We start from the raw sequence: 20,995 nt of genomic DNA, 5'->3' as shown, positions 1-20,995 counted from the left end.
GATGTCTGACTCTCCCATCGCCAAGCCGTCCCGCCGCAGCTTTCTTGGCACGGCGGCCTTCGGTGTCGGCGCCCTCGCCGGCCTCAACATCAGCGATTTTGCCGAGGCCGCAACCGGCCGTACGACTGACACAGTGCGCCTGACCTGGGGCCTCAGCGGCCTCAATCTGATCGCCAAGGAGCGCGGCGAGTTCGAGAAGGTGCTGGCCAAGGACAGCATCAAGGTCGAATGGCTCGGCCCCTTCCCGAACCATGCCCCGACATTGCAGGCGGTCACCGGCGGCAGCGCCGATTTCAGCTTTGGCGGCAGCACGACGCCGGCGCTGGCCGCTATCATCGCGGGCTCTCCGCTGGTGTTCACCCAGTTCGTGGTCTACGAGCCCCGCACCACGGCGATCATCGCCAAGGACGGCTCCGGCATCGACAAGGTCGAGGACCTCGTCGGCAAGTCGGTCGCGGTCAACCGCTCCGGCCTCGGCGAATTCCTGCTGGTCGCAGCGCTCGAGAAGCACAAGGTTGACCGTTCCAAGGTCAAGTTCGTCTATCTCAATCCGCCCGACGCCGCGCCGGCCCTTGCCTCCGGCAAGGTCGACGCCTGGTCGATGTGGAGCCCAGGCGTCGACATCGCGCGGCTCGAATACAAGGCGCATGACATCTTCCTGGAGGGCCGCGATCTCGACTTCCAGATCGACTACACCTCGTACCTGACCACCCGCAAATTCGCGACCGACAACCCCGCCCTCGTGCGCGCCGTCGACGATGCGTTCCGCGCCGAAGGCAAGTGGATCTCGGAGAACGGCAAGGAGGCGGAGTACATCGCCCAGAAGGCGGGCAAGTACAGCGACGAGGTCCGCGATCAGTTCATCGCGCTGAAGCGCCAGTACCGCTACTTCGCGGTCAATGACGAGCGCTTCATCAGCGAGCTGCAAAAGGCTGCCGACTGGCTCGTCGCTCGCAAGGTTCTGCCCGAGCCGGTCAAGGTGACCGATCATCTCGCCCAGCTCTAAGAACGTGACCAGCAGGCCAATCATGAACAAGACCGTATCCGCCCCCTCCCTCGGCTCATCGGAGCCGCTCAAAACCGGCTCGCCGGAGCTGGAAGCGCTGCTCAACCAGATCGCCGAGGGGGCGAGCGCGCGAGAACGCGACCGCGTGCTCCCCTTCGAGGTCATCGATCTCATCCGCCGCGCCCGCCTCGGCGCGTTGCGGCTTCCGGTGAACGCCGGCGGTGCCGGCAGCACGATCCGCGATCTCTTCGCTTTCGTGATCCGCCTCGGCGAGGCCGACGCCAATGTCGCGCATATTCTTCGCAACCATTTCAGTGTGGTCGAGCGGCTGGTGCGCACGCCCAAGGACGAGCAGAGCCGCGCCTGGCAGAAGGCGGTGACCGAAGGCGCCATCATCGGCCTTGCGACCACCGAGCTGGAAAGCCCGCGCGTTGGCAATGTCACGCCGGGCACCACATTCACGCCGGACGCGAACGGCGATTTCCTGCTGAACGGCACCAAATATTACAGCACCGGCACGTTGTACTCCGACTATGTTCTGGTGCGCGCGGCCGATCCTGATGGAACAACCGGCGCGACCATCGTACCGATCAAGCGCGACGGCATCGAGCTGGTTGATGACTGGGACGGGCTCGGACAGCGGCTCACCGCAACCGGCACGACGCATTTCCGCAACGTCAAGGTCAAACGCCAGGAGATCGTCTTCGACACACCTGACACGGGCTACGGCGTTCCTTACTCGAACACGTTCGCGCAACTGTTCCTGACTGCGGTCGTTGCCGGTATCGCGCGCGCAACCTTGCGCGACGCGACCGCCCTGATCCATTCGCGTAAGCGTACGTTCTATTACGCGCCGACCGAAATTCCGACCGACGATCCCCTGCTCCAGCAGACCGTCGGCCAGATCGCCAGCGGGGCGTTTGCGGCCGAAACGGTGGTGCTGGCGGCTGCCGAGGCGCTCGACGTCGCGACCGATGCCTTCGACGCGGGCGCATCGAACGCCGCGGAAGCCGCCCACACGGCCGCGCTGCTCTCGGCCAAAGCCAAGATCATCGCCGACGATTTCGCGATCCGCGGCGGCAGCCTGCTGTTCGACGTCGGCGGCGCGTCCGCGACCAAGAAGGTCACCAATTTCGACCGGCACTGGCGCAATGCACGGACGCTGTCGTCGCACAATCCGACCACCTACAAGGCGCGCTCGATCGGTCAGTACGAAATCAGCGGCACGCCGTTGCCGGCGAAGGGCTTCTTCTAGGAAGGGGCCCTCATTCGACGGTCCGAGGAGAATAAACCATGGGAAAGTCGGACATTCATCTGGTCACTGACGGCGATGAGATCGAGCAGCAGTTCCGCGCCGTGATGCGCCGCCTCGCCGGCGGCGTCAGCATCATCACGGCCGGCCGCGACGACGACATCACGGGGATGACGGTCACGTCACTGACCTCGCTCAGCGCGAGCCCGCCGCGCGTGCTGGTCAGCGTCAACAGGCAGGCCTCGTCCTTCGCCCCGATCGAACGCCACAGGGTGTTCGGGGTCAACATTCTCGGATCAGACCAGCAGGAGCTCGCGAGCCGATTCAGCAATGGCAGGCTGAAGGGGGCTCAGCGCTATGAAGGCGTAGCCTGGACGGCTGGGCTATCCGGCGTCCCCCTGCTTGGCAATTCACTGGCGACGGTCGAATGCCAGGTGGAGGAGATCATCGAGCGGTATTCGCACGGGATCATCGTCGGCAGCATTTTGAGCTTCGAATTGTCGCCCCAGTTGTCGGGGCTGGTATACTGGAACGGTCAATACATCGAGATCAAGCACGATTACGATCTGGATTTGCTCGCCGAGATCAGCATCCCCCTGGCGCATGTCAGGTAGGAGCGCTCCTGCAGCTTCTCGGTCTCCGGCACAAAGCGAGGGCAGCATGAAACGCGAAATACCGACATCGGACCTCGAGCCAACTGCCAGCCGGTGGCGGCTCGACCGGATCGTGGCCGAGCTCCGCGTCTCCCGGGAGGAGACACACAGCATTCGCAGGGACGGCGAAGCACGCCAAGCCCCATCGCGTGAAGCTCTGGAGGCGGTCCTCAATGGCCTCACGGCGGCGCTGTTTCCGCGGCATTACGGTCGCTCCGAGCTCGACGGCGAGAATATCGACTATTTCGTCGGAAACACGCTCAGCGTCGCCTTGGACTCGTTGTGCGACCAGATCCATCGCGGCGCCCTCTTCATCGGCGACGAGCTCACTGCCGGCTTCCGCCGCGAGGACGCAATCGAACTGACCCGGACCTTCGGCTCGCGACTGCCGATCGTGCGCGGGCTCCTCATCAACGACCTCAGGGCCGCCTTCGTCGGCGACCCGGCCGCCCGGAATTTTCCCGAGATCCTGATCGGCTATCCCGGGATGACGGCAATCATTCATCACCGCCTCGCCCATATCCTGCACGGACTGGGCGCTCGACTTATCGCTCGCCTGATCGCCGAGATCGCGCATACCCGTACCGGGATCGACATCCACCCCGGCGCGAGCATCGGCTCGGGCTTCTTCATCGACCACGGCACAGGCGTTGTGATCGGCGAGACCGCCATCATCGGCGACAACGTCCGCGTCTATCAGGCCGTCACGCTCGGCGCCCGCCACTTTCCGACCGACGACGATGGCAGTTTGATCAAGGGCGACGCCCGCCATCCGATCGTGGAAGATGACGTCGTCATCTATGCCGGCGCCACGATTTTGGGCCGGATCACCATTGGTCGCGGATCGACGATCGGCGGCAATGTCTGGCTGACCCAAAGTGTGCCGCCGAACAGCATCGTGACCCAGGCCACGGTCCGAAACAAGCAAGGCTAGAGCTTCTTGTTTCTACGCGTTTTCTTGGCGCGAACCGGTGTCCACTTCGCTCGAAAACGCTATACGGCCGGCGCCTTCCAGCGCATCAGGCGACGCTCCAACGCCTCGAGGATTGCGTTGAAGGCGAGGCCGATCACGGTGATGCCGAGGATGCCGAAATACATCTGCGGGATCAGGAAGCTGTACTGGCTATTGATGATGAGAAAGCCGAGCCCTGATTTCGCACCGACCATCTCCGAGGCCACCAACACCAGCATCGCCGAAGCGCTCGCGAGGCGAATGCCGACGAAGATCGTCGGCAGCGACGCCGGCAGGATCACCTTTCGGAACAACTGGCTTGGCGTCGCCCCCATCGTCCGCGCCGACTTGATCAGGAGCGGATCGACCTGGCGCACGGCCGCGATCGTATTGAGCAGCAGCGGCCAGGCGCAGCTATAGATCACCATGGTGACCTTCGAGAGCTCGCCGATCCCGAGCAGGAGAATGAAGACCGGCAGCAGCGCCAGCGGCGCCGTGTTGCGCGCGATCTCGATGATCTGGTTCAGGAGATCGCCAAGCCGGGCATACCATCCCGTCAGCACCCCCAACGGCACGAACAGGACGATGGCGATCAGGAAACCGCTGAGGGCTCGAAGCAGGCTGGCGGCGACATCGTCATAGAGCTCCCCACTCTGTGCAAGCTGCCAGCCCGCGGCGATCACCTCGGAGAACGGCGGCAGGAAGGTCACATCGATCAGACCAAGGCGCGGCGCCGTCTCCCAGACGGCCAGGAACAGCAGCAACAGCAGGCATCGTTGCCCGATGATGCCGAACCAACGCACCAAGCTGCCCCTCGCTGCGACAACTACGCCGGCACGTTGCCTGGCCCGGTCTCTCGGGCTCCCCTCGGCCAGCTCCAGCAGGGTCAGGATCTCCAGATTAGACATGAGCCAGCTCCTTCGCCTTTGCCACGGGCTCGCCGCCCAAAGCGACCACCTGGGAGCCTTGCGCCTTCAAGACCTCGTCGCGCAGCAGCGACCATACTTCGTGCCTGACATGCCCGAATCCGGGCAGTGAGCGAACGTCCTCGGTCTCGCTGTGCAGCTCATCGGGAATATCGATGAGTTGCTTGATGCGGCCCGGACGCGAGGTCATCACCGCCACGCGCTGACCAAGCACCACGGCTTCATCGATGCCGTGGGTGATGAACAGGATGGTCTTTCCCGTGCTGCGCCAGATCCGCAAGAGTTCAACCTGCAGCGTCTCGCGCGTTTGCGCATCCAGCGCTGCAAACGGCTCGTCCATCAGCAGCACTTCCGGATCGTAGGCAAGGCTGCGGGCGATCGCGACGCGCTGCTTCATGCCACCGGAGAGCTCGTGCGGATAGCGATCAGCAAAGCCGGACAGACCGACGAGATCGAGATAGTGCTGCGCCTTCTCCCGCCGCTCCCTGGCCTTCACCCCGGCGATATCGAGCCCGAATTCGACATTCTGAGCAGCTGTGCGCCAGGGAAACAGCGCATATTGCTGAAACACGATGCCGCGGTCGCGCGCAGGCCCCTCGATGATCTTGCCATCGAGCAGGATGCGCCCGCTACTCGGTGTCGTCAGGCCGCCGAGCAAATCCAGCAGGGTCGACTTGCCGCATCCGCTCGGCCCGACCAGGGCAAGGAATTCGCCGGTCCGAACATCCAGTGTGATGTCGTCAAGTGCCGTGAAGCTTTGCGCCGGCCCGCCATCCTTGCCGCGGACCGGGAATTCCTTGCGGACGTGCTCGAACCGGATCTTGGCTGGCGTCATTTGGCCTCCGCGGTCTTGCCAGGGCGGAAATAGTTGAACTCGTTGGTGTAGAGGTCCGACGGCTTGAGCTGGTCCGGCTTCAAGAGCCCGTCCTTGACCAGCCAGTCGATCCACACCTGGAGCTCGGCATTCCCGATCACGCCACCCTTGGTCGCGACGCCCGTGCTCTTCCAATATTTGATCGGCGTGGCATCCTCGTTCCGCTTGCGTTCGCCAATGATGCGCTCGAAGCGTGCGCGCACCTCCTCGGGCGGAGTGGTCTGTGCCCAGGCGATGGCACGGGAGACGCCTTCAATCAGCGTGCGGGACGTGTTCGGGTTCTCCTTGATGAACTTATCCCGCAACACATAGGCTCCGCCGGTAAAGCTCCCGAACAGATCCGTGTCGGCAAACAGTCTGCGAATCCCGCCGCGCTCGAGCGCCTTGTCGCGCAATACGCCGGCCAACGTGGTAACCTCGACCTGTCCTTGTCGCAGCGCCTGCTCGCCGGTGACGGGCGGGATCGCGACCAGCGTCACCTGCTTTGCCTCCGCCGGCGTCAGGCCGTTGCGGGCAAGGTACTCGCGCAGGACGAATTCGAGATGCGCCCCCAGCGTGTTGACTGCGACCTTCTTGCCGATCAGGTCCCGCGCGGTCTTGATCGGGCTGTCCTCCTTCACGTAGTAGCCGTTATAGGTGTTCTCGTCCGAACCGTAGTAACCGACCACCGCCTTGATCGGCGCTTTGGCGGCGATCAACTTGATGATCGCGCCGTAGAACGCACCGCCGATATCGATGTCGCCAGTCACGACGGTCTGGATGTCCTGCGGACCGCTGATGGTGTTGCCGACCCATTTGAGCTTGAGCGGCGCGAGATAGCCAAGATCGTCGGCCAGCTCGACGAAGGTCACCTGCCCGACCCAGCCCTGATAGCGGATCTCGGTCTTTTCAAGCTGCGGCTCGGCCATGGCGCTGCCGGTGAGAGCCGTCAGCCCAAGGGCCGCCAGTCCGAGCCGTCGGCCTCTTGCCCGCAGACTGGCAACCAGACGGCGCAACGCTGAGATAGTGATCTTCATCGTGTTCACTCCATTGCCCGGTTCAGGCGGCCTTAGCTTGGGGTTTCGCCGCCTTGACGCGAGTGACACTGCTCCGGCCGTCGATGCTGACAGGCACTTCGCCATCGATGGTGGCGCGCCGGACCACGCGGTGCTGGTCGCCATAATCGTTCACGGCGTAATGTTGGGTCGCGCGGTTGTCCCAGATCACCACGTCCCCCTGCCGCCAGTTCCAGCGCACGGTGTTCTCCGGCGCGGTGATGTGCGACTGGAACAGATCGAACAGCTTCTGTCCGTCATATTTCGACAGGCCAACGAAGCGCTGGACGAAATTGCCCAGCACCAGCGTCCGCTCGCCGGTCTCCGGATGGACTCGGACGACGGGATGCTCGGTCTCGTAGACCGTCGCCGTGAAGACCTCTTCGAATTGCTTCCGATCAGCTTCGCTCGCGCGGGTCTTGACCGCGTAGTCGTAGGCATTGCTGTGCACCGCCCAGAGCTCATCCGCGAGCTTGCGCAGCGGCGCCGGAAGGTCGAGATAGGCCGCGGCCGTATTCGACCAGATCGTGTCGCCGCCAAACTCCGGGATCACGACGCCGCGCAGGACCGAGATCTTTGGATAGGCGTCGACGAACGTGACGTCGGTGTGCCACTGGTCGGCCCGCCCGCCCCCGCGCGCGGAGTCGAGTTCGAGGATGGAGGCCGTGCCCTTGGTGGCGCCGACCGTCGGATGCGGCACCAGCTTGCCGAGCCGATGGGCAAAACGCTCCTGCTCGGCATCGTCGAGGTGATTCTGATCACGGAAGAAGATCACCTTGTGCTCGAGCAGCACCTGGTTGATCGCGGCAATCGTCCGGTCCGGCAGATCGCCGGAGAGCTTGACGTTCCTGATTTCGGCGCCGATACGGGCCGATCGCTTGACGATATCCGAACGCGGAATGACGTTGTCGATGGTGATTCCGTCAGTCATGTCATCTTCCCCGAGACCGCGATCCGTTTGGACAAGCCTCCGCCGTGCGCCGATCGCTGCTGCGACGACGGAGTAAAGGACAGTGATGTCGCGATCGATCCTCTTGCGGAATGCCGTCCGCTCTGGCGGAACTCGCGTCTGGCGGGATCTTCCCGTTCAAGACTGCATCAATGCAGCCTCTCGTTCAGTCAGATGATGCTAACTCAAGGACTTCGGAAATAGCTTCCAAAGTTCGAGGCAGTTGAGAAACAGACGCATCCACGGTCATGGCGCCTCCAGCCGGGACGTACGCCCCGCTCTATTCCGCCGCGATGATGTTGGGCGAACGCCAGATGGCCGACGTATAGAGCGACGGCTCGAAATCGTCGGCGATCGGCCCGTTGATCCGAGCCTCATGTGCCGGAAGGTCGTCAAGGAACAGATCCCTGCTGATCCGCGCGACGACGCCCGGAATATCGCGCTTGAAGCTCGGCACGTCGCCAACCGGCAAGCCGAAGCTGACGAAGGCCGCGGGATTGAACACATGGATGTTCCGCAAGTAAGGCGCGCGACCGGGCTCCTTCTCCAGGAACTCGTGCCCCGCGCCGAGATAGGGATGCGCGCCAAGGCCATCGTCCTGCTCTTCCGCTGGTGGCGTAAAGCGGTCGCACCACAGCAGAATCTCGTTGGCGAAGTCGGCGACCTCCGGCCGCTTCGCCAGATCGACCTGGTAGCCCGTACCGGCGATGACGAAATCGAAGGCGATATCGCCTTGCGGTGTGGTTGCAAGCAGCCGGCGCCCGAACGGCTTGGCTGACGTCCATGGTGCCGCCAGATGAAGGTGGAAGTTGGGGAACTTGACCGCGCGTGCGATCGCGTCCGGCGGCGGTGTCGACCCCGCGCGACGGAAGCGGATAGCCTGATGCCAGCGGACCGCGTCGGGGAGGGCCGCATAATTGTCGTATGCACCTGGATACCCGCGCGTCCTGATCACGGGCTCCGAAGCCAGCCTATCCCGGCGTGCGAACAGGTGCACCGCCCTCGCCCCCGCCTCGAGCGCAACACCCGCGGCATCGAACGCCGAGGCTGCGCTGCCCAGCACCGCGACTGCCTTGTCGCGCAGCTTGCCGAAATCGATCGCCTCCAATGTATGGGCGTAAAGCTCCTTTGGCAGATTGCGCGAGAGCACGTCGGGAATGGACGGACCGCCGTTGCTTGGAAAACCGCTGGCGAGGATGACCTTGCGAGTGGTTTCGGTCCTCGCCTCGCCCGCGACATCGAGATGAAGCCGCAGGTGGTCCTGAGCCGGTTCGATACGCACGAGCCTGGTCCGGTAGCGCACCTCGATGCCGAGCGTCTTGCGATACCAGTCAAGATAGGCCGCCCAATCGAGGCGGGAAATACGATCCACCGCTTCATATGCGACCGCGCCATTGCGGGCTTCATACCAGGCCTGGAAGCTCAGTCCGGGCAAGCCAAGCTCGGGGCCGGGCAGGTTCTTCGGGGTCCGCAGCTTGTGCATGCGCGCGCTGCTCAGCCATGGGCCCGACGAAGCCGCGTCATTTGCGGCATCGATCACCGTGACCTTGCCGATGCCGGAACGGCGCAATGCAAAGGCGAAAGTGCTTCCGGACTGACCGCCACCGATGATTGCGACGTTGTGATCGACCCCGCGTCGATCCGGAACCCAGTTCTGCGGGTCCGGACCGATCAGACGCAAGGTCTCACGCGCTGCGGCGTCGGCATCAGATTGAAACATGTTGCACCCGGATTTGTCGGCACCAGATGCGATCAAATCGTAGAAGCCAGCGACGCTCAGTCAATGAAATGGAATCGGTTTTGTTTGGCGGCCCGGACAACGAACTCACCGCGGGGTCACGGCGCGTTGAAAGATTTGCGTCAACAGCACCGAGCACGCCAGGACGCGCGCCAGAACATTCGCGCGCCAGGCCGCCTTTCAGTCGAGGCGATCGGCCCGCGACATCATCTCCTCAACGCGCTCCCGCCGCTAGATTCATGCTCACCTCGCACCAAACAACGCAAATCCATTTCATCGACTTTTCTCACCCCGACAACATAGAGTTCGTCCGGCTCGAGCCGCCTCCGCGGCGCGTTGGAGATTTTGGAAAGCACGATGTCGACTGCCGGCGTCATCAGCCTCGAACGGGACACGCCCGAGCTTGCACGTACCTACGAGCGGGCCGGCGTCCTCCAGTTTCACCATGGCAAATTCCTCATCGGACCGCTGGCTTTGAAGTCCGGTGATCACGTCCTCGATATCGGCGCCGGCACTGGCCGCCTGACCGAATTCGTCGCCGGACTGGTCGGCCCCACCGGCCGCGTGATCGGCATCGACCCCTTGGAGAACCGGATCGCCATCGCGCGTCTGCGAACCTCGGAGACGCTGACTTTCGATGTCGGCCGCGCCGAGGACCTTTCGCGCTTTGGACCCGCGCAATTCGATGCCGTCTACCTCAACAGCGTCTTCCACTGGATCGCCGACAAGCAGCAGGCGCTGCGCGAGATCGAGCGGGTACTCAAGCCGGGCGGCCGGATCGGACTGAACGTTCAGGATCCGACCAAACCTCACGAGTCGAGAACCCTGCTCCGCCAGGCAATCGAACAGGCCGGCTTCGGCGAGCGAAGCGGCGAGTCCCTTCGCGTGCTCGGGGCCACCGACGAGGAGCTCAGAGCGCTATTCGCCGAGACTGGCTTCGTCGATTACCGCAGCGACCTGCGCTCGCTCGCCGATCTCCACGGCGACGTGAAGTCGGTGCTCGAATGGTCCGAAGCCAGCGCATTCGGCAACTTTCTTGGCGGCTTTTCATCGGCGGAACGGGCAGCGATCGACACGGCCTTTGCTGCACTGGTCGAGGCAAGGCGTACGCCGGAGGGCCTGCGCCTGGCGCGATATCTCCGTTTCGCCTTCGCGCGAAAGCCGACATCATCAGCCGCCCGTTCTGCCTTGTAGCTACTCCGCCCCCTACCCGGCCATCGTACCTGGACGTTCGAACCATGAGCAATCCACGGCAGCTTGTTCTCAATCTCTTCATCTATCCCGGCGGCCATCACGAAGCCGCGTGGCGCTACAAGGGATCTGAACCAGACCGCATCCTCGACATAACCTATTACCAGGAGCTGGCGCAGCGTGCCGAGGCGAGCAAGTTCGACGCCATCTTCTTTGCTGACGGGCCGGCCCTCGCCGACAATGTCCGCTACGCCCAGCGATTTCGCTTCGAGCCGATCACCTGGCTGGCTGCGATCGCCGCGGTGACGAAGCGCATCGGCCTGATCGCGACGGCATCGACCACCTATACCGAGCCCTACAATCTCGCGCGCCTGTTCGCCTCGCTCGACCATTTGAGCCGGGGACGCGCCGGCTGGAATATCGTGACGACCAGTGCGCCGCAGGCTGCGCAGAATTTTGGCTTGCCCGAGCACCCGCCTCACCACGAGCGCTATGAGCGCGCCCGCGAGTATCTCGACGTGATCTCGCGGCTCTGGGATAGCTGGGAGGACGACGCGCTCGTCAACGATCCCGCTTCCGGCGTCTTCGCCGAGACCAGCAAGATCCACACGCTCGACCATGTCGGCAAGTATTTTCGCGTGCGCGGCCCGTTGAACATCTCGCGCACGCCGCAGGGCCGGCCGGTGTATGTGCAGGCCGGCTCCTCCGACGACGGCCGCGCTTTCGCCGCGCGCTTTGCGGAAGCCATCTTCACCGCACATCAGACGCTGGACTCCGCCAAGACCTTCTATGCGGACATCAAACGGCAGGCCCGCACCTTCGATCGCGGCTCCGACGAGATTAAGATCCTCCCCGGCATCAGCCCCTTCATCGGAAGCACACAAGCCGAGGCCGATCGCCTACAAGATGAGTTCAACGAGCTGATACAGCCGGAATATTCCCTGACGCAGCTGCGCCAGATGATCGGCGTCGATCTCACCGGTTACGATCTCGACGGTCCGGTTCCCCGCCATTTGATCGACACCGCAAGCGCACGCGGCGTGGCCAGCCGTTTCAAGCTCGTGGTCGACATCGTCGATCGCGAGAAGCCGACCATTCGACAACTGGTGCAGCGCCTCGCCGGAGCGCGCGGCCATTGGGTCATTGCCGGCACGCCGGAAAAGATCGCCGACAACATCCAGACCTGGTTCGAGGGCGGTGCGGCCGACGGCTTCAACGTGATGCCGCCCTGGTTGCCCGGCGGCTTCGATGCCTTTGCCGAGCAGGTCGTCCCGATCCTGCGCAAGCGCGGCTTGTTCCGCGAGGACTACACCGGCACGACGCTGCGCGAGCACTACGGCCTCGCCCGTCCCGCCAGCATCTACTCGAACGAGGTCAAGGCAATCGCCTGACACCGTTCTCCCCTCCAAACTGGAAAACCGTAAGAAGACATGAAGACCGCGTTGTTTCTCCTCTCGGGCCTTTTGGCTCTCTCCCCGCTCGCCGCCGAAAACTCCCTGGCGCAGCAACCCGCGAAGCCTGAGCTGCGGGTCGGTTTCGTGCCGGGGCCGTATATCGATGAGTTCAAGATCGGCGTCGAGCCCGAGCTGAGGCAGAAGGGCTACAAGATCCGCTACGTCGAATTCTCGACCGGCCTTGAGGCCAACAACGCGGTGTTCAAGTCCGAGATCGATGCCAATGTGATGCAGCACACGGTCTTCCTCGAGTCATACAACGAGCGCCAGAAGACCGATCTCGTCGGCATCGTCCACGTCCCGACGCCACCAATGGGCCTTTATTCGAAGAAGCACCCGCTGGGCACGCCGATCAAGCCGGGCTCGAGCGTCGCGGTGCCGAACGATCCCGTCAATCTCCAGCGCGCGCTGTGGGTGCTGCGCGATCTCGGCCTGGTCGAGATCCGCGACAGCAAGCCGGTCGACGTGACCGAGCTCGATGTCATCAAGAATCCAGGCGGTATCAAGCTGGTCCCGCTCGAGGCGGCGCAGGCTCCGCGGGCGCTAGACGACGTCGACTTCGCCGCCATCCAGGGCAATTTTGCGATTTTCAGCGGGCTGAAGCTGACCAATGCCTTTGCGCTGGAGAAGATGACGACGCCCTACATCAACGTGCTCGCAGTGAAGAAGGCCAACGCCAATGCCGAATGGGCCCAGGATATCGTCGCCGGCTACAAGTCCCCGGCGTTCAAGACGGCGATCAAGGCCGATCATTTCTATGACGGCTTTACCTTGCCCGATTACATGAAGTGAACGATTCGCGAAGCGGCAGCGGCACACGGAACGAGCATGTTCGAGTTCACCCAGGATTGGACCGGTCTTCGTTCTGCCGCGGAGCGGGCGACCGCCGCGCGCGCAGTGACCGATCGCATCGACCGGCACGAGGCTTTGATCCTCCCGCTGGTGCGGCCAATCGCATTCCTGTTCGTGCTTGGCCTGATGACGGGGGCGCACCTGCGTGAGCGCGCCGACCGGAGCCTGCTGTATGCATCGGTTGGCAGCATGGGCATGCCCATGCTTGCCGTGCTGCCGGACTCCTGCCGCAGGCCGCTGAACGCCGGTTCCACCCCGCGTCTGCGGCACGCCGACGTGCTCGCGCTGCTCGCGAACAACTGATTCAACGCCTCCGCACTCCCTACATCGCGTGAAAAATGCTCCTCGCGAAACGGCGCCGGGGAATTTCCTGCTCGAACAGATAACAGTCTCAGTACGATCCAACCAAACTGATCGTGGCCAACGGCTGGCGGTGTTCAACGGGTTACCGCTCGTGTTAGGCTTGTGGCGTTCTCGCCCTACAATGTTGTCCGGAGTGAACATGAGCTACGTCATCTCGCTGCAATCATGCTTCGCCAGCTGGTTCGAACAGGCGTGCGGATGGTTCCGGCGCTCATTGCAGCCGCAGACCGGCGGCCCGAACGATGACCGATGCAGCCCTCAGGACGACCTTTACGAGATGTTCCTGTTCGGACCCCACGGCTGACAACCCTGCTTAAGCGCCGGCCACCGAGCTTCCACTGACACAAAGGTAATCAGACAATGTCCGACGCTGCGTTGCAGCTCGCCGAGACTGGCCGCCGCCTCGACGCCATCGACCGCAAGATCCTGACGGTGCTTCAGGAGGATGCTTCGCTCTCGGTGGCGGAGATCGGTGACCGCGTCGGCCTGTCCTCTACGCCCTGCTGGAAGCGCATCCAGCGGCTGGAGGCCGACGGGGTGATCCTGAGGCGCGTTGCGCTGGTCGATCAGAACAAGATCGGCCTCGGCCTCTCCGTGTTCGTCTCGGTGGAAAGCTCGGATCATTCCGACGCCTGGCTAAAGCGTTTCGCCGCGGCCGTCAGCGCCATGCCCGAGGTGATGGAATTCTACCGGATGGCTGGCGACGTCGACTATATGCTGCGCGTCGTCGTGCCGGACATGCAGAGCTACGACGTGTTCTACAAGAAGCTGATCCACGCCGTCCCGCTCAAGAACGTCACTTCGCGCTTCGCGATGGAGAAGATCAAGTCGATCACGGCTCTGCCGGTGCCGCCGATCGCGGTCGATTGATGCAATGCGCTCGGGCGAGAGTCCGGTAGGCATCACCCGGTAACAACACTCATCGCCAGGGGCGATGAGCACAATCGGCCCTCGGATTGGTCGCCATCACCGCCCTTGGAGCCCGGCGCTCCCTGTGTATCGCTTGCATGTCACGCCCGGCCACGGCGGCAATGCGCATCTCCCGATGAGAGCTACGCTTGCTGCGGCGACCAAGATCCATCATAGACCAAGTTGAGCCAAATTGAGCAGCGAACAGCGCGTCACGACAATGATGGTCCGGTTTGAGCAAAACGCCCTGTCATCAACTTTGGAGAAAGCGGTCCACACTCAATCGTTGGTCGCTATGGGGCAAATGACTTAGCCGGCGGCCGCATAGCGAGCCTCAGGATTGTCCTATCATCGCGCATGATTGACCTTTGCGTTTCCGTCCATCAGATACCCCAGCGCAGCGCAGCGGTATGCACTTCGGCATCCCACAATTCCTTCGACTGGCTGTCGAGCACGGAAACCGTGATGGAGGCACCGGCCATGTCGAGGGACGTCACATAAGACCCGGTCAGGAAACGTGTCGCCGTGATCCCCGCCCCGTCCAGAATGCGCTTGGCGCGGTTGGCCATCAGATAGAGTTCGAGGAGAGGCGTCGCACCGAACCCGTTGACCAGAAGCAGGACCTCACTGCCCTTGCTCGGCGCAAGATCGCCCAAAATCGCGTCGAGCATCTCGGCAGCAATCGCATCGGCAGAGCCCAGCGGCACCCTTCGGCGTCCCGGCTCGCCATGAATGCCGACACCCATTTCCATTTCGTTGTCGGCCAGGGTGAAGTTCGGCCGGCCCACCGCCGGCACTGTGCACGGCAGCAGCGCCACCCCCATCGAGCGGGTGCGTCGGTTGACGTCATCGCCGAGCGTCTTCAGCGCGGCGAGCGGCATTCCCCTTTCAGCGGCGGCACCGACCATCTTTTCCACGATCAGCGTGCCCGCGACACCGCGACGGCCGGTCGTGTAGGTCGATTTCTCGACCGCAACATCGTCGTTGGTCACGACGCTTGCGACCTCGCGCCCGGCCATCTCGGCGGCCATGGTGAAATTCATCACATCGCCCTCGTAATTCTTGACGATGAAGAGCACGCCCGCCCCGGTGTCGACGGCCTCCGCCGCCTCGATCATCTGGTCCGGCGTCGGCGACGTGAAAACCTGGCCCGGACAGGCGGCATCGAGCATGCCATGCCCGACGAAGCCCGCATGAAGCGGTTCATGGCCGGAGCCGCCGCCCGAGATGAGCGCGACCTTGCCTGGTTTCAGGTTGCGCCGGCGCACGAACTTCCTGTCAGCACCGAGCAGCAGGATGTCAGCATGTGCAATCGCCAACCCGTCGAGGCTCTCTTCGAGCACCGTGTCGGCGCTGTTGATCAGCTTTTTCATGGCGTCCTCCCGGTTATCCTTTTTGCCTTTCGAATCCGTCAGCCAATACTTTCGGTGTAGCGCGCGAGCTGAGCTGCAAAATCGACGATGAGCTGCTCCAGCGCGCGATTTTTCTTGTCGTCTCCGAGATCGGGCACCGTCACTGTCACAGTGCGCGTGCGCGCCTCGCGATGGGCGCCGCGCAGCCGTCCCGGATGCGCGCGGCCATATGCTTCGAGGAACGCCGCCCGCTCGGTACCGGAGAGATGGCAGACCTCGAAGATGATCGCGACATGCTTGGCTGGAATCGGCACCAGATAGGCCGGGTTGGTGATCTGGCTGACAAAGGAGCGGTTCTTGCCGAGCGCCGCCGCAAGCTTCAACCGCGTCCCGGATGGCCGGTTGTCGAGCGCCCGCCGCAGGATGAGCTTGTAGTCCGCAACATTGCTGTCGCCGGGCCGGCTTGTGTCTTCCCCTGCGTCGTCGCTCATGCGGTCTCCCTGGCAATGACCGCCTTGAGCCGCGCCACCGCAATCGGTGAGACCGACAGAACCGTCAAGCCCGTCGCCAGCAGCGCGCTCGTCAAGCGCGTGTCGGCGGCGGCATCGCCGCAGAGCGAGACCTCCGCACCCCGCTTGCGTCCGGCCTCGACCGTTCGCGCAATCAGCGCCAGCACCGCAGGATGACCGGCGTCGTTGAGGTCGGCGACAGCGCCGATATCGCGTGCCGCAGCCATCGTGTATTGGGTCAGGTCGTTCGATCCGATAGAATAGAACGCCGCGGCGAAATCCTCGGCGCATAGCGCTGCCGATGGGATCTCGACCATGATGCCGAGCGGAGGGCGGGCGCAGGCGATGCCCTCTGCCTTGAGTGCGTCGAACTCCGCATCCAGCATGGCGTTGGCGCGGTCGAACTCCGTAGGGATCGCGACCATCGGCAACATCACCTTCAGCGTCCCATGCACGGCCGCGCGGCACAGCGCCCGCAACTGCACGCGAAACACCTCCGGCCGCGCCAGCGAGAGCCGGATCCCACGCAAGCCCAGGAACGGATTGCGCTCGCCGTCGACCGTCACGCCGGGAATCGGCTTATCGCCGCCGGCATCAAGCGTGCGGATCGTCACCGGCCGCCCTCCGGCCCATTCGAGAATTCGGCGGTAGACGGCGTATTGCGCATCCTCGTCGGGTAGACCTCTCGACCCCTCGAACAGAAACTCCGTCCGCACGAGGCCGATCCCGTCGCAGATTGCGGGATCAAGGCCCGCAAGATCTTCGGGGGCAGCAACATTGAGAAGAACGGCGATACACCGACCATCGGCCGTCAGTGCCGGCTTGAGACGACCGGCGTCGGCAGCAATCCGTGCCGCATTCGCAGCAGCCAAGCGCTGCTCGAAGAGGCGGCGCGTTTCGGGCTGAGGATCGAAGATCACCGTTCCGGCATCGCCGTCGACCAGCGCCAGCGACGGCGGCTGTCCGTTCCACGGCAACGGCCCCAACCCGACCACCATGGGAGCGCCGCGCGATCGCGCGAGCATGGCGACATGCGACGACGGCGATCCACTGGCGAGCGCAATGGCACCGCCACGGGTCCAGTCAACCGCGAGGAATGTCGACGGCGAAATATCATCACCCGTGACGACGGAATCGCCGGAGATCTTGGCGATCGCGCTTGTGCCATTCAGCCCGGCCAGCACGCGATCGCGAATGTCGACCAGATCCGCGGCACGCGCCCGGAAATACTCCTCGTCCGCCGCGCGGTAACCGGCGACTTCCGCGTCGAGCGCCGCGCGCCATGCATCATCGGCAGCCGTACCGGCGACAATGGCTTCGTAGGCACTCTCCGCAAGCGCATCGTCGCCCAGCATCGCGACTTGGAATTCCAGGATCTCCGCGGCCTCGCCATGAACCGTCGCGATCAGTTCGGCAAGCTCGGCTGCAGCCCCCTCGATCGCCGCCTTCAGTGCTGCGGCCTCCTGCGCGGGATCGTCCTTCGCCGCCCTGCTCGCCACTGCCCTCGTCAGCACGGCAACCGGGCCGATGGCAAGACCAGGCGAAGCGGGATGGCCGGTGAGATGGATCTCGCCCACGATTCTACGCCTCGCCGAAACCGTCATGCACCAGCGCCAGCATGGCCGCGAGCGCCGCATCGCCGTCGGGACCGGCGACACGGAAATGCAGCGTCGCGCCTTGCGGCGCCTTCACGCGCATCACTTTCACCGGACTCTTGGCGTCGGTCCAGGGACCGTCGGCTGCCAACGCAATCTCGATCTTCGCGACAAAGCCTTTCGCGCATTGCGTGAGCTTCACCGACGGCCGCGCGTGCAGGCCGACCGGATTGACGAGGACCGCCGAAGCGGCCAGCGGCACAAACGTCTGGGCCGCCCGGTTGGCGTTGGCATCATGCATAGAATTCCTCCGCACTGCGCTTGACGGCAGCAAGCGATGAGCCGCCCGAAGATTCGGTCGCAGCGATCACGGCCCCCTCGACCACGGGGGCATTACAGACAAGCACACGCGCGCGCCGGTCTTCCGGGAGCATCTCGACCGCCATCTCCGAATTGGTCTCGGCACCGCCAAGATCGACGAGGATCGCAACACCCGCTGGTGACCAGGCGGTTTCGATCGCTTCGAGAATCCCTGCAACGTTCGTACCCAGGCCGCCATCGACGTCGCCGCCGCTCCAAGCCAGAGGCACGACGTCCCCGACCATCTGGCGCACCATATCGGCCGCGCCTTCCGCGATCTTTGGCGAATGCGACACGATGACAATTCCGACGTTGCTCATGGATTGACCTCGAATTCCAGTGTCTCGACTGCTGCGCCGATCAGAAGGGACGCCGAACGCGAGCCCGGATCCATGTGACCGACGGAGCGTTCGCCAAGAAACGACGCGCGGCCGCGAAGCGCCTGCATCGGCGTGGTACGATCCGCCGCCTGCACCGCCTCGGCAGCGATCGCCTTGGCATCCCCGCCTCCCGCGAGAACGGCGTGAACCGGCACCAGGACATCCAGCAGCGTCTTCTGCCCTGCCTCGGAACGGCCGCGCGCCTTGACCGCCTCGATCGCTTTCTCCGTCGCGGCGACCAGATCGGCCCGGCCCGGCCGTTCCGGAAGCGCCTTGCCCAGCTCCATGAAGAAAGTTCCGACCAGCGGCCCCGACGCCCCGCCAACCTTCATCACCAACGTCATTCCAATTGCCTTCAGCATTTCCGGGAGCGACTTGTCGGCAAGGCCCGGCAATGCCGCCAGCACAGCCTCGAAACCGCGCTTCATGTTCAGGCCGTGATCCCCATCGCCGATCGCCTGATCGAGGCTCGTCAACTCGTCCGCGTGTTCGATCACTGACGCTGCCAGCGCTTGCACCAATCTTTCCCTGGCCACCCGATCAAGACTCATGCCGCGACCCTCCGGCCCTTCGCATCGAAAAACAACGGTTTGTTCAAACGCAGCGACACGACCTCTCCGGCACCAAAGGCCGCCTCGGGATCCGCCAGGGTCACGACGGGTCGGCCAGCAAGGTCGAGATGGAGATGGCTCTGGTCGCCGAGATGCTCGACCCGCTTGACGGTCGCCGAAACGTCGCCGCCACCGCGCGCGATTGTCAGGTGCTCGGTCCGTGCGCCGATCGTTTCGGCGCCATGAGGCGCGCCGGCGAACAGGCCCGCCGGCAACAGATTGATCACCGGCTGACCTAGCCGCGCCGCGACATGCGCATTGATCGGGTTCTCGTAGATCTCCCGCGGCGTGCCGATCTGCATCAAGCGCCCGCCTTCGATCACGCCGATGCGCGACGCCATGGTCATCGCCTCGGTCTGATCGTGGGTGACATAGAGGATCGTCGCGCCGAGATCGACCTGGATCCGCTTGAGCTCGAGGCGCAATTCGCCGCGCAGCTTGGCATCCAGCGAGGAGAGCGGCTCGTCCATCAGATAGATCGAGGGCGAGCGGACCAGCGCCCGGCCGATCGCGACGCGCTGCATCTGCCCGCCCGACAACAGCGTCGCCTTGTTGTCCAGCTTGGTCTCGATGTGAAGCAGACGCGCCACATCCTGCACTTTCGCACGGATATCGGCCTCGGGCATGCGGCGGATCGGCGCACGCAGCGCGAAGGCCATGTTCTCGAACACGGTGAGGTGCGGATACAGCGAATATTGCTGGAAGACAAAGGCAACGTCGCGGTCCGCCGGCGCATCGCCCGTCACGTCGCGCCCATCGATGCGGATTGAACCTTCATCCGGCTGCTCCAGTCCGGCGATCAAACGCAATGCCGTCGTCTTGCCGGCGCCGGTCGGCCCAAGCAACGCAACGAATTCGCCGTTGCCGATTGTCAACGACAGATCGGTCACCGCTTGCAGCTTGCCGAAGGCCTTGGACACGGCATTGATCTCGACCTCAGCCATGCGCACCTCCCTCATGCAGCGCGGTGCGGATCGCCCGGCCGGATGCCTTGTCGAAAATCGACAACGTATCGGGCCGGAAGTCGAGCCCGACAGTCTCGCCGATCCGAAACGATCTGCTGCTGGCTGAGCGGGCCTTGAGTGCGCCGTAGTGCGTCGTCACGGTCACGATCTGCGTCGTGCCGAGATATTCCGTGCCATAGACTTCACCGCGCACCATACCCTGATCGGTGAAACGCACGTGTTCGGGCCGCACCCCGAGCACAAGCTCGCTTTCCGCCATCGCCTCCCGCGCCGCAGGAATCGCCACGTCGCGCTCCCCGAGCGTGATCGCCTCTGCGCCGGTTTGCAAGCCGCCACGGAACGGCAGGAAATTCATCGGCGGGGAGCCGATGAAGTCGGCAACGAACAGCGATGCCGGCCGGTCATAGACGTCGCGCGGGCTCGCCACCTGCTCGACGACGCCGTTGTTCATCACCGCGATCCTGTCGGCCATCGCCATGGCCTCGAGCTGATCGTGGGTGACATAGACAGTCGTCGCGCCGAGCCGATCATGCAGGGCACGCAGCTCATGAATCATGGCCTCCCGCATCTCGGTGTCGAGCGCGCCGAGCGGCTCGTCCATCAGGAAGCATTTCGGCTTGCGCACGATCGCCCGCCCCAGAGCGACGCGCTGGCGGTCGCCGCCGGCAAGGCCGGAGACGGAGCGGTCGAGCAGATGCGAGATCCGCAGGATGCGCGCGGCCTCGACGACGCGACGGTCGCGTTCCGCCGCACCGATGCCCTCGCATTTCAGGGGAAAGCCGATGTTGCGCCGGACATTCATGTGCGGATAGAGCGCGAACAGCTGGAACACGAAGGCGATGTCGCGCGCCGAGGCGCGGTTCATCGTCACGTCCTCGCCGTCGAGCCTGATCGTGCCTGCCGTCGGCAACTCCAAGCCCGCAATCATCCGGAGTGTCGTGGTCTTGCCGCAGCCGGACGGTCCGAGCAGGCAGAGGAACTGGCCATCCTCCACCGTGAAGCTGGCGGACTTGACCGCATGGAAGCCACCAAAGGATTTGTCGAGCGCCTCGACATCGATCCGTGCCATC

At 63.9% G+C, this 20,995-nt stretch carries 23 protein-coding genes; 10 read left to right on the top strand and 13 right to left on the bottom strand.

All coding sequences use genetic code 11. The features are described 5' to 3' along the window. The first annotated feature begins 1 nt into the window (after position 1). Genes G8O24_RS04260 through epsC form a run of 4 tightly spaced genes read left to right on the top strand, consistent with a single transcriptional unit; the run spans position 2 to position 3,845 of the window. The gene (locus G8O24_RS04260) at positions 2–1,006 is read left to right on the top strand and encodes an NrtA/SsuA/CpmA family ABC transporter substrate-binding protein (protein WP_188096782.1); all 1,005 of its coding nucleotides are present in this window, start codon (positions 2–4) and stop codon (positions 1,004–1,006) included. Between the two features lie 22 nt (positions 1,007–1,028). Continuing rightward, positions 1,029–2,261 (top strand): acyl-CoA dehydrogenase family protein, encoded by a 1,233-nt coding sequence (locus G8O24_RS04255; protein ID WP_188096781.1) that lies wholly within the window; start codon positions 1,029–1,031, stop codon positions 2,259–2,261. A gap of 38 nt (positions 2,262–2,299) precedes the next feature. Continuing rightward, positions 2,300–2,872, top strand: a complete 573-nt coding sequence (locus G8O24_RS04250; protein WP_188096779.1) for a flavin reductase family protein — start codon at positions 2,300–2,302, stop codon at positions 2,870–2,872. Between the two features lie 46 nt (positions 2,873–2,918). Further along, positions 2,919–3,845 carry a serine O-acetyltransferase EpsC gene (gene epsC, locus G8O24_RS04245; RefSeq protein WP_188096777.1) on the top strand — a complete coding sequence of 309 codons (927 nt, stop codon included), beginning with the start codon at positions 2,919–2,921 and terminating at the stop codon, positions 3,843–3,845. A gap of 59 nt (positions 3,846–3,904) precedes the next feature. Here the strand turns inward: epsC and G8O24_RS04240 are convergent, their stop codons facing one another. From G8O24_RS04240 to G8O24_RS04220, 5 genes are all read right to left on the bottom strand, one after another. Then, positions 3,905–4,771, bottom strand: coding sequence for an ABC transporter permease (locus tag G8O24_RS04240; protein ID WP_188096775.1), 867 nt, complete (start codon positions 4,769–4,771; stop codon positions 3,905–3,907). Then, positions 4,764–5,624, bottom strand: coding sequence for an ABC transporter ATP-binding protein (locus tag G8O24_RS04235; protein ID WP_188096773.1), 861 nt, complete (start codon positions 5,622–5,624; stop codon positions 4,764–4,766). The genes G8O24_RS04240 and G8O24_RS04235 overlap by 8 nt, the downstream gene beginning before the upstream one ends. Next, positions 5,621–6,679, bottom strand: coding sequence for an ABC transporter substrate-binding protein (locus G8O24_RS04230; protein WP_188096771.1), 1,059 nt, complete (start codon positions 6,677–6,679; stop codon positions 5,621–5,623). The genes G8O24_RS04235 and G8O24_RS04230 overlap by 4 nt, the downstream gene beginning before the upstream one ends. A gap of 22 nt (positions 6,680–6,701) precedes the next feature. Further along, positions 6,702–7,628 carry a TauD/TfdA dioxygenase family protein gene (locus G8O24_RS04225; protein ID WP_188096769.1) on the bottom strand — a complete coding sequence of 309 codons (927 nt, stop codon included), beginning with the start codon at positions 7,626–7,628 and terminating at the stop codon, positions 6,702–6,704. 298 nt (positions 7,629–7,926) lie between these two features. After that, the gene (locus tag G8O24_RS04220) at positions 7,927–9,366 is read right to left on the bottom strand and encodes an FAD-dependent oxidoreductase (protein WP_188096767.1); all 1,440 of its coding nucleotides are present in this window, start codon (positions 9,364–9,366) and stop codon (positions 7,927–7,929) included. A gap of 375 nt (positions 9,367–9,741) precedes the next feature. Here G8O24_RS04220 and G8O24_RS04215 point away from each other — a divergent pair, with 375 nt between their 5' ends. The 6 genes from G8O24_RS04215 (at position 9,742) to G8O24_RS04190 (ending at position 14,114) form a co-directional block, all read left to right on the top strand. Further along, positions 9,742–10,578 carry a class I SAM-dependent methyltransferase gene (locus G8O24_RS04215; RefSeq protein ID WP_188096765.1) on the top strand — a complete coding sequence of 279 codons (837 nt, stop codon included), beginning with the start codon at positions 9,742–9,744 and terminating at the stop codon, positions 10,576–10,578. A gap of 44 nt (positions 10,579–10,622) precedes the next feature. Further along, positions 10,623–11,966, top strand: coding sequence for an LLM class flavin-dependent oxidoreductase (locus G8O24_RS04210; protein WP_188096763.1), 1,344 nt, complete (start codon positions 10,623–10,625; stop codon positions 11,964–11,966). A 39-nt stretch (positions 11,967–12,005) separates the two neighbouring features. After that, the gene (locus G8O24_RS04205) at positions 12,006–12,821 is read left to right on the top strand and encodes a MetQ/NlpA family ABC transporter substrate-binding protein (protein WP_188096761.1); all 816 of its coding nucleotides are present in this window, start codon (positions 12,006–12,008) and stop codon (positions 12,819–12,821) included. Positions 12,822–12,857: 36 nt separating this feature from the next. Further along, complete coding sequence (locus tag G8O24_RS04200) at positions 12,858–13,184, top strand: hypothetical protein (RefSeq protein ID WP_188096759.1); 327 nt, start codon at positions 12,858–12,860, stop codon at positions 13,182–13,184. A gap of 199 nt (positions 13,185–13,383) precedes the next feature. Continuing rightward, on the top strand, positions 13,384–13,548 hold the full coding sequence (locus G8O24_RS04195) for a hypothetical protein (RefSeq protein ID WP_188096757.1): 165 nt from the start codon (positions 13,384–13,386) through the stop codon (positions 13,546–13,548). A gap of 56 nt (positions 13,549–13,604) precedes the next feature. Then, positions 13,605–14,114, top strand: coding sequence for an Lrp/AsnC family transcriptional regulator (locus G8O24_RS04190; protein ID WP_188096756.1), 510 nt, complete (start codon positions 13,605–13,607; stop codon positions 14,112–14,114). A 422-nt stretch (positions 14,115–14,536) separates the two neighbouring features. Here the strand turns inward: G8O24_RS04190 and dhaK are convergent, their stop codons facing one another. The 8 genes from dhaK to G8O24_RS04150 are packed head-to-tail and all read right to left on the bottom strand — an operon-like array spanning position 14,537 to position 20,994. Next, complete coding sequence (gene dhaK, locus G8O24_RS04185) at positions 14,537–15,526, bottom strand: dihydroxyacetone kinase subunit DhaK (RefSeq protein ID WP_188096754.1); 990 nt, start codon at positions 15,524–15,526, stop codon at positions 14,537–14,539. Between the two features lie 38 nt (positions 15,527–15,564). Then, positions 15,565–15,996, bottom strand: coding sequence for a hypothetical protein (locus G8O24_RS04180; protein ID WP_188096752.1), 432 nt, complete (start codon positions 15,994–15,996; stop codon positions 15,565–15,567). Further along, the gene (gene ptsP, locus G8O24_RS04175) at positions 15,993–17,591 is read right to left on the bottom strand and encodes a phosphoenolpyruvate--protein phosphotransferase (RefSeq protein ID WP_311972365.1); all 1,599 of its coding nucleotides are present in this window, start codon (positions 17,589–17,591) and stop codon (positions 15,993–15,995) included. Before ptsP ends, G8O24_RS04180 begins: the two co-directional genes overlap by 4 nt. Positions 17,592–17,595: 4 nt before the next feature. Then, on the bottom strand, positions 17,596–17,910 hold the full coding sequence (locus G8O24_RS04170) for an HPr family phosphocarrier protein (protein ID WP_188096748.1): 315 nt from the start codon (positions 17,908–17,910) through the stop codon (positions 17,596–17,598). Beyond that, entirely contained in the window at positions 17,903–18,289 is a 387-nt protein-coding gene (dhaM, locus tag G8O24_RS04165) for a dihydroxyacetone kinase phosphoryl donor subunit DhaM (RefSeq protein ID WP_188096746.1), read from the bottom strand. Before dhaM ends, G8O24_RS04170 begins: the two co-directional genes overlap by 8 nt. Then, on the bottom strand, positions 18,286–18,900 hold the full coding sequence (gene dhaL / locus G8O24_RS04160; RefSeq protein ID WP_188096744.1) for a dihydroxyacetone kinase subunit DhaL: 615 nt from the start codon (positions 18,898–18,900) through the stop codon (positions 18,286–18,288). Before dhaL ends, dhaM begins: the two co-directional genes overlap by 4 nt. Then, the gene (locus tag G8O24_RS04155; RefSeq protein ID WP_188096742.1) at positions 18,897–19,904 is read right to left on the bottom strand and encodes an ABC transporter ATP-binding protein; all 1,008 of its coding nucleotides are present in this window, start codon (positions 19,902–19,904) and stop codon (positions 18,897–18,899) included. Before G8O24_RS04155 ends, dhaL begins: the two co-directional genes overlap by 4 nt. Then, positions 19,897–20,994: an ABC transporter ATP-binding protein gene (locus tag G8O24_RS04150; protein ID WP_188096740.1), complete on the bottom strand. Its 1,098-nt coding sequence runs from the start codon at positions 20,992–20,994 to the stop codon at positions 19,897–19,899. Before G8O24_RS04150 ends, G8O24_RS04155 begins: the two co-directional genes overlap by 8 nt. Between the last annotated feature and the right edge of the window lies 1 nt (position 20,995).

The sequence above is a fragment of the Bradyrhizobium campsiandrae genome (assembly GCF_014529705.1).
Classification (GTDB): domain Bacteria; phylum Pseudomonadota; class Alphaproteobacteria; order Rhizobiales; family Xanthobacteraceae; genus Bradyrhizobium; species Bradyrhizobium campsiandrae.
This window is presented reverse-complemented; position numbering and strand designations above follow the sequence as displayed.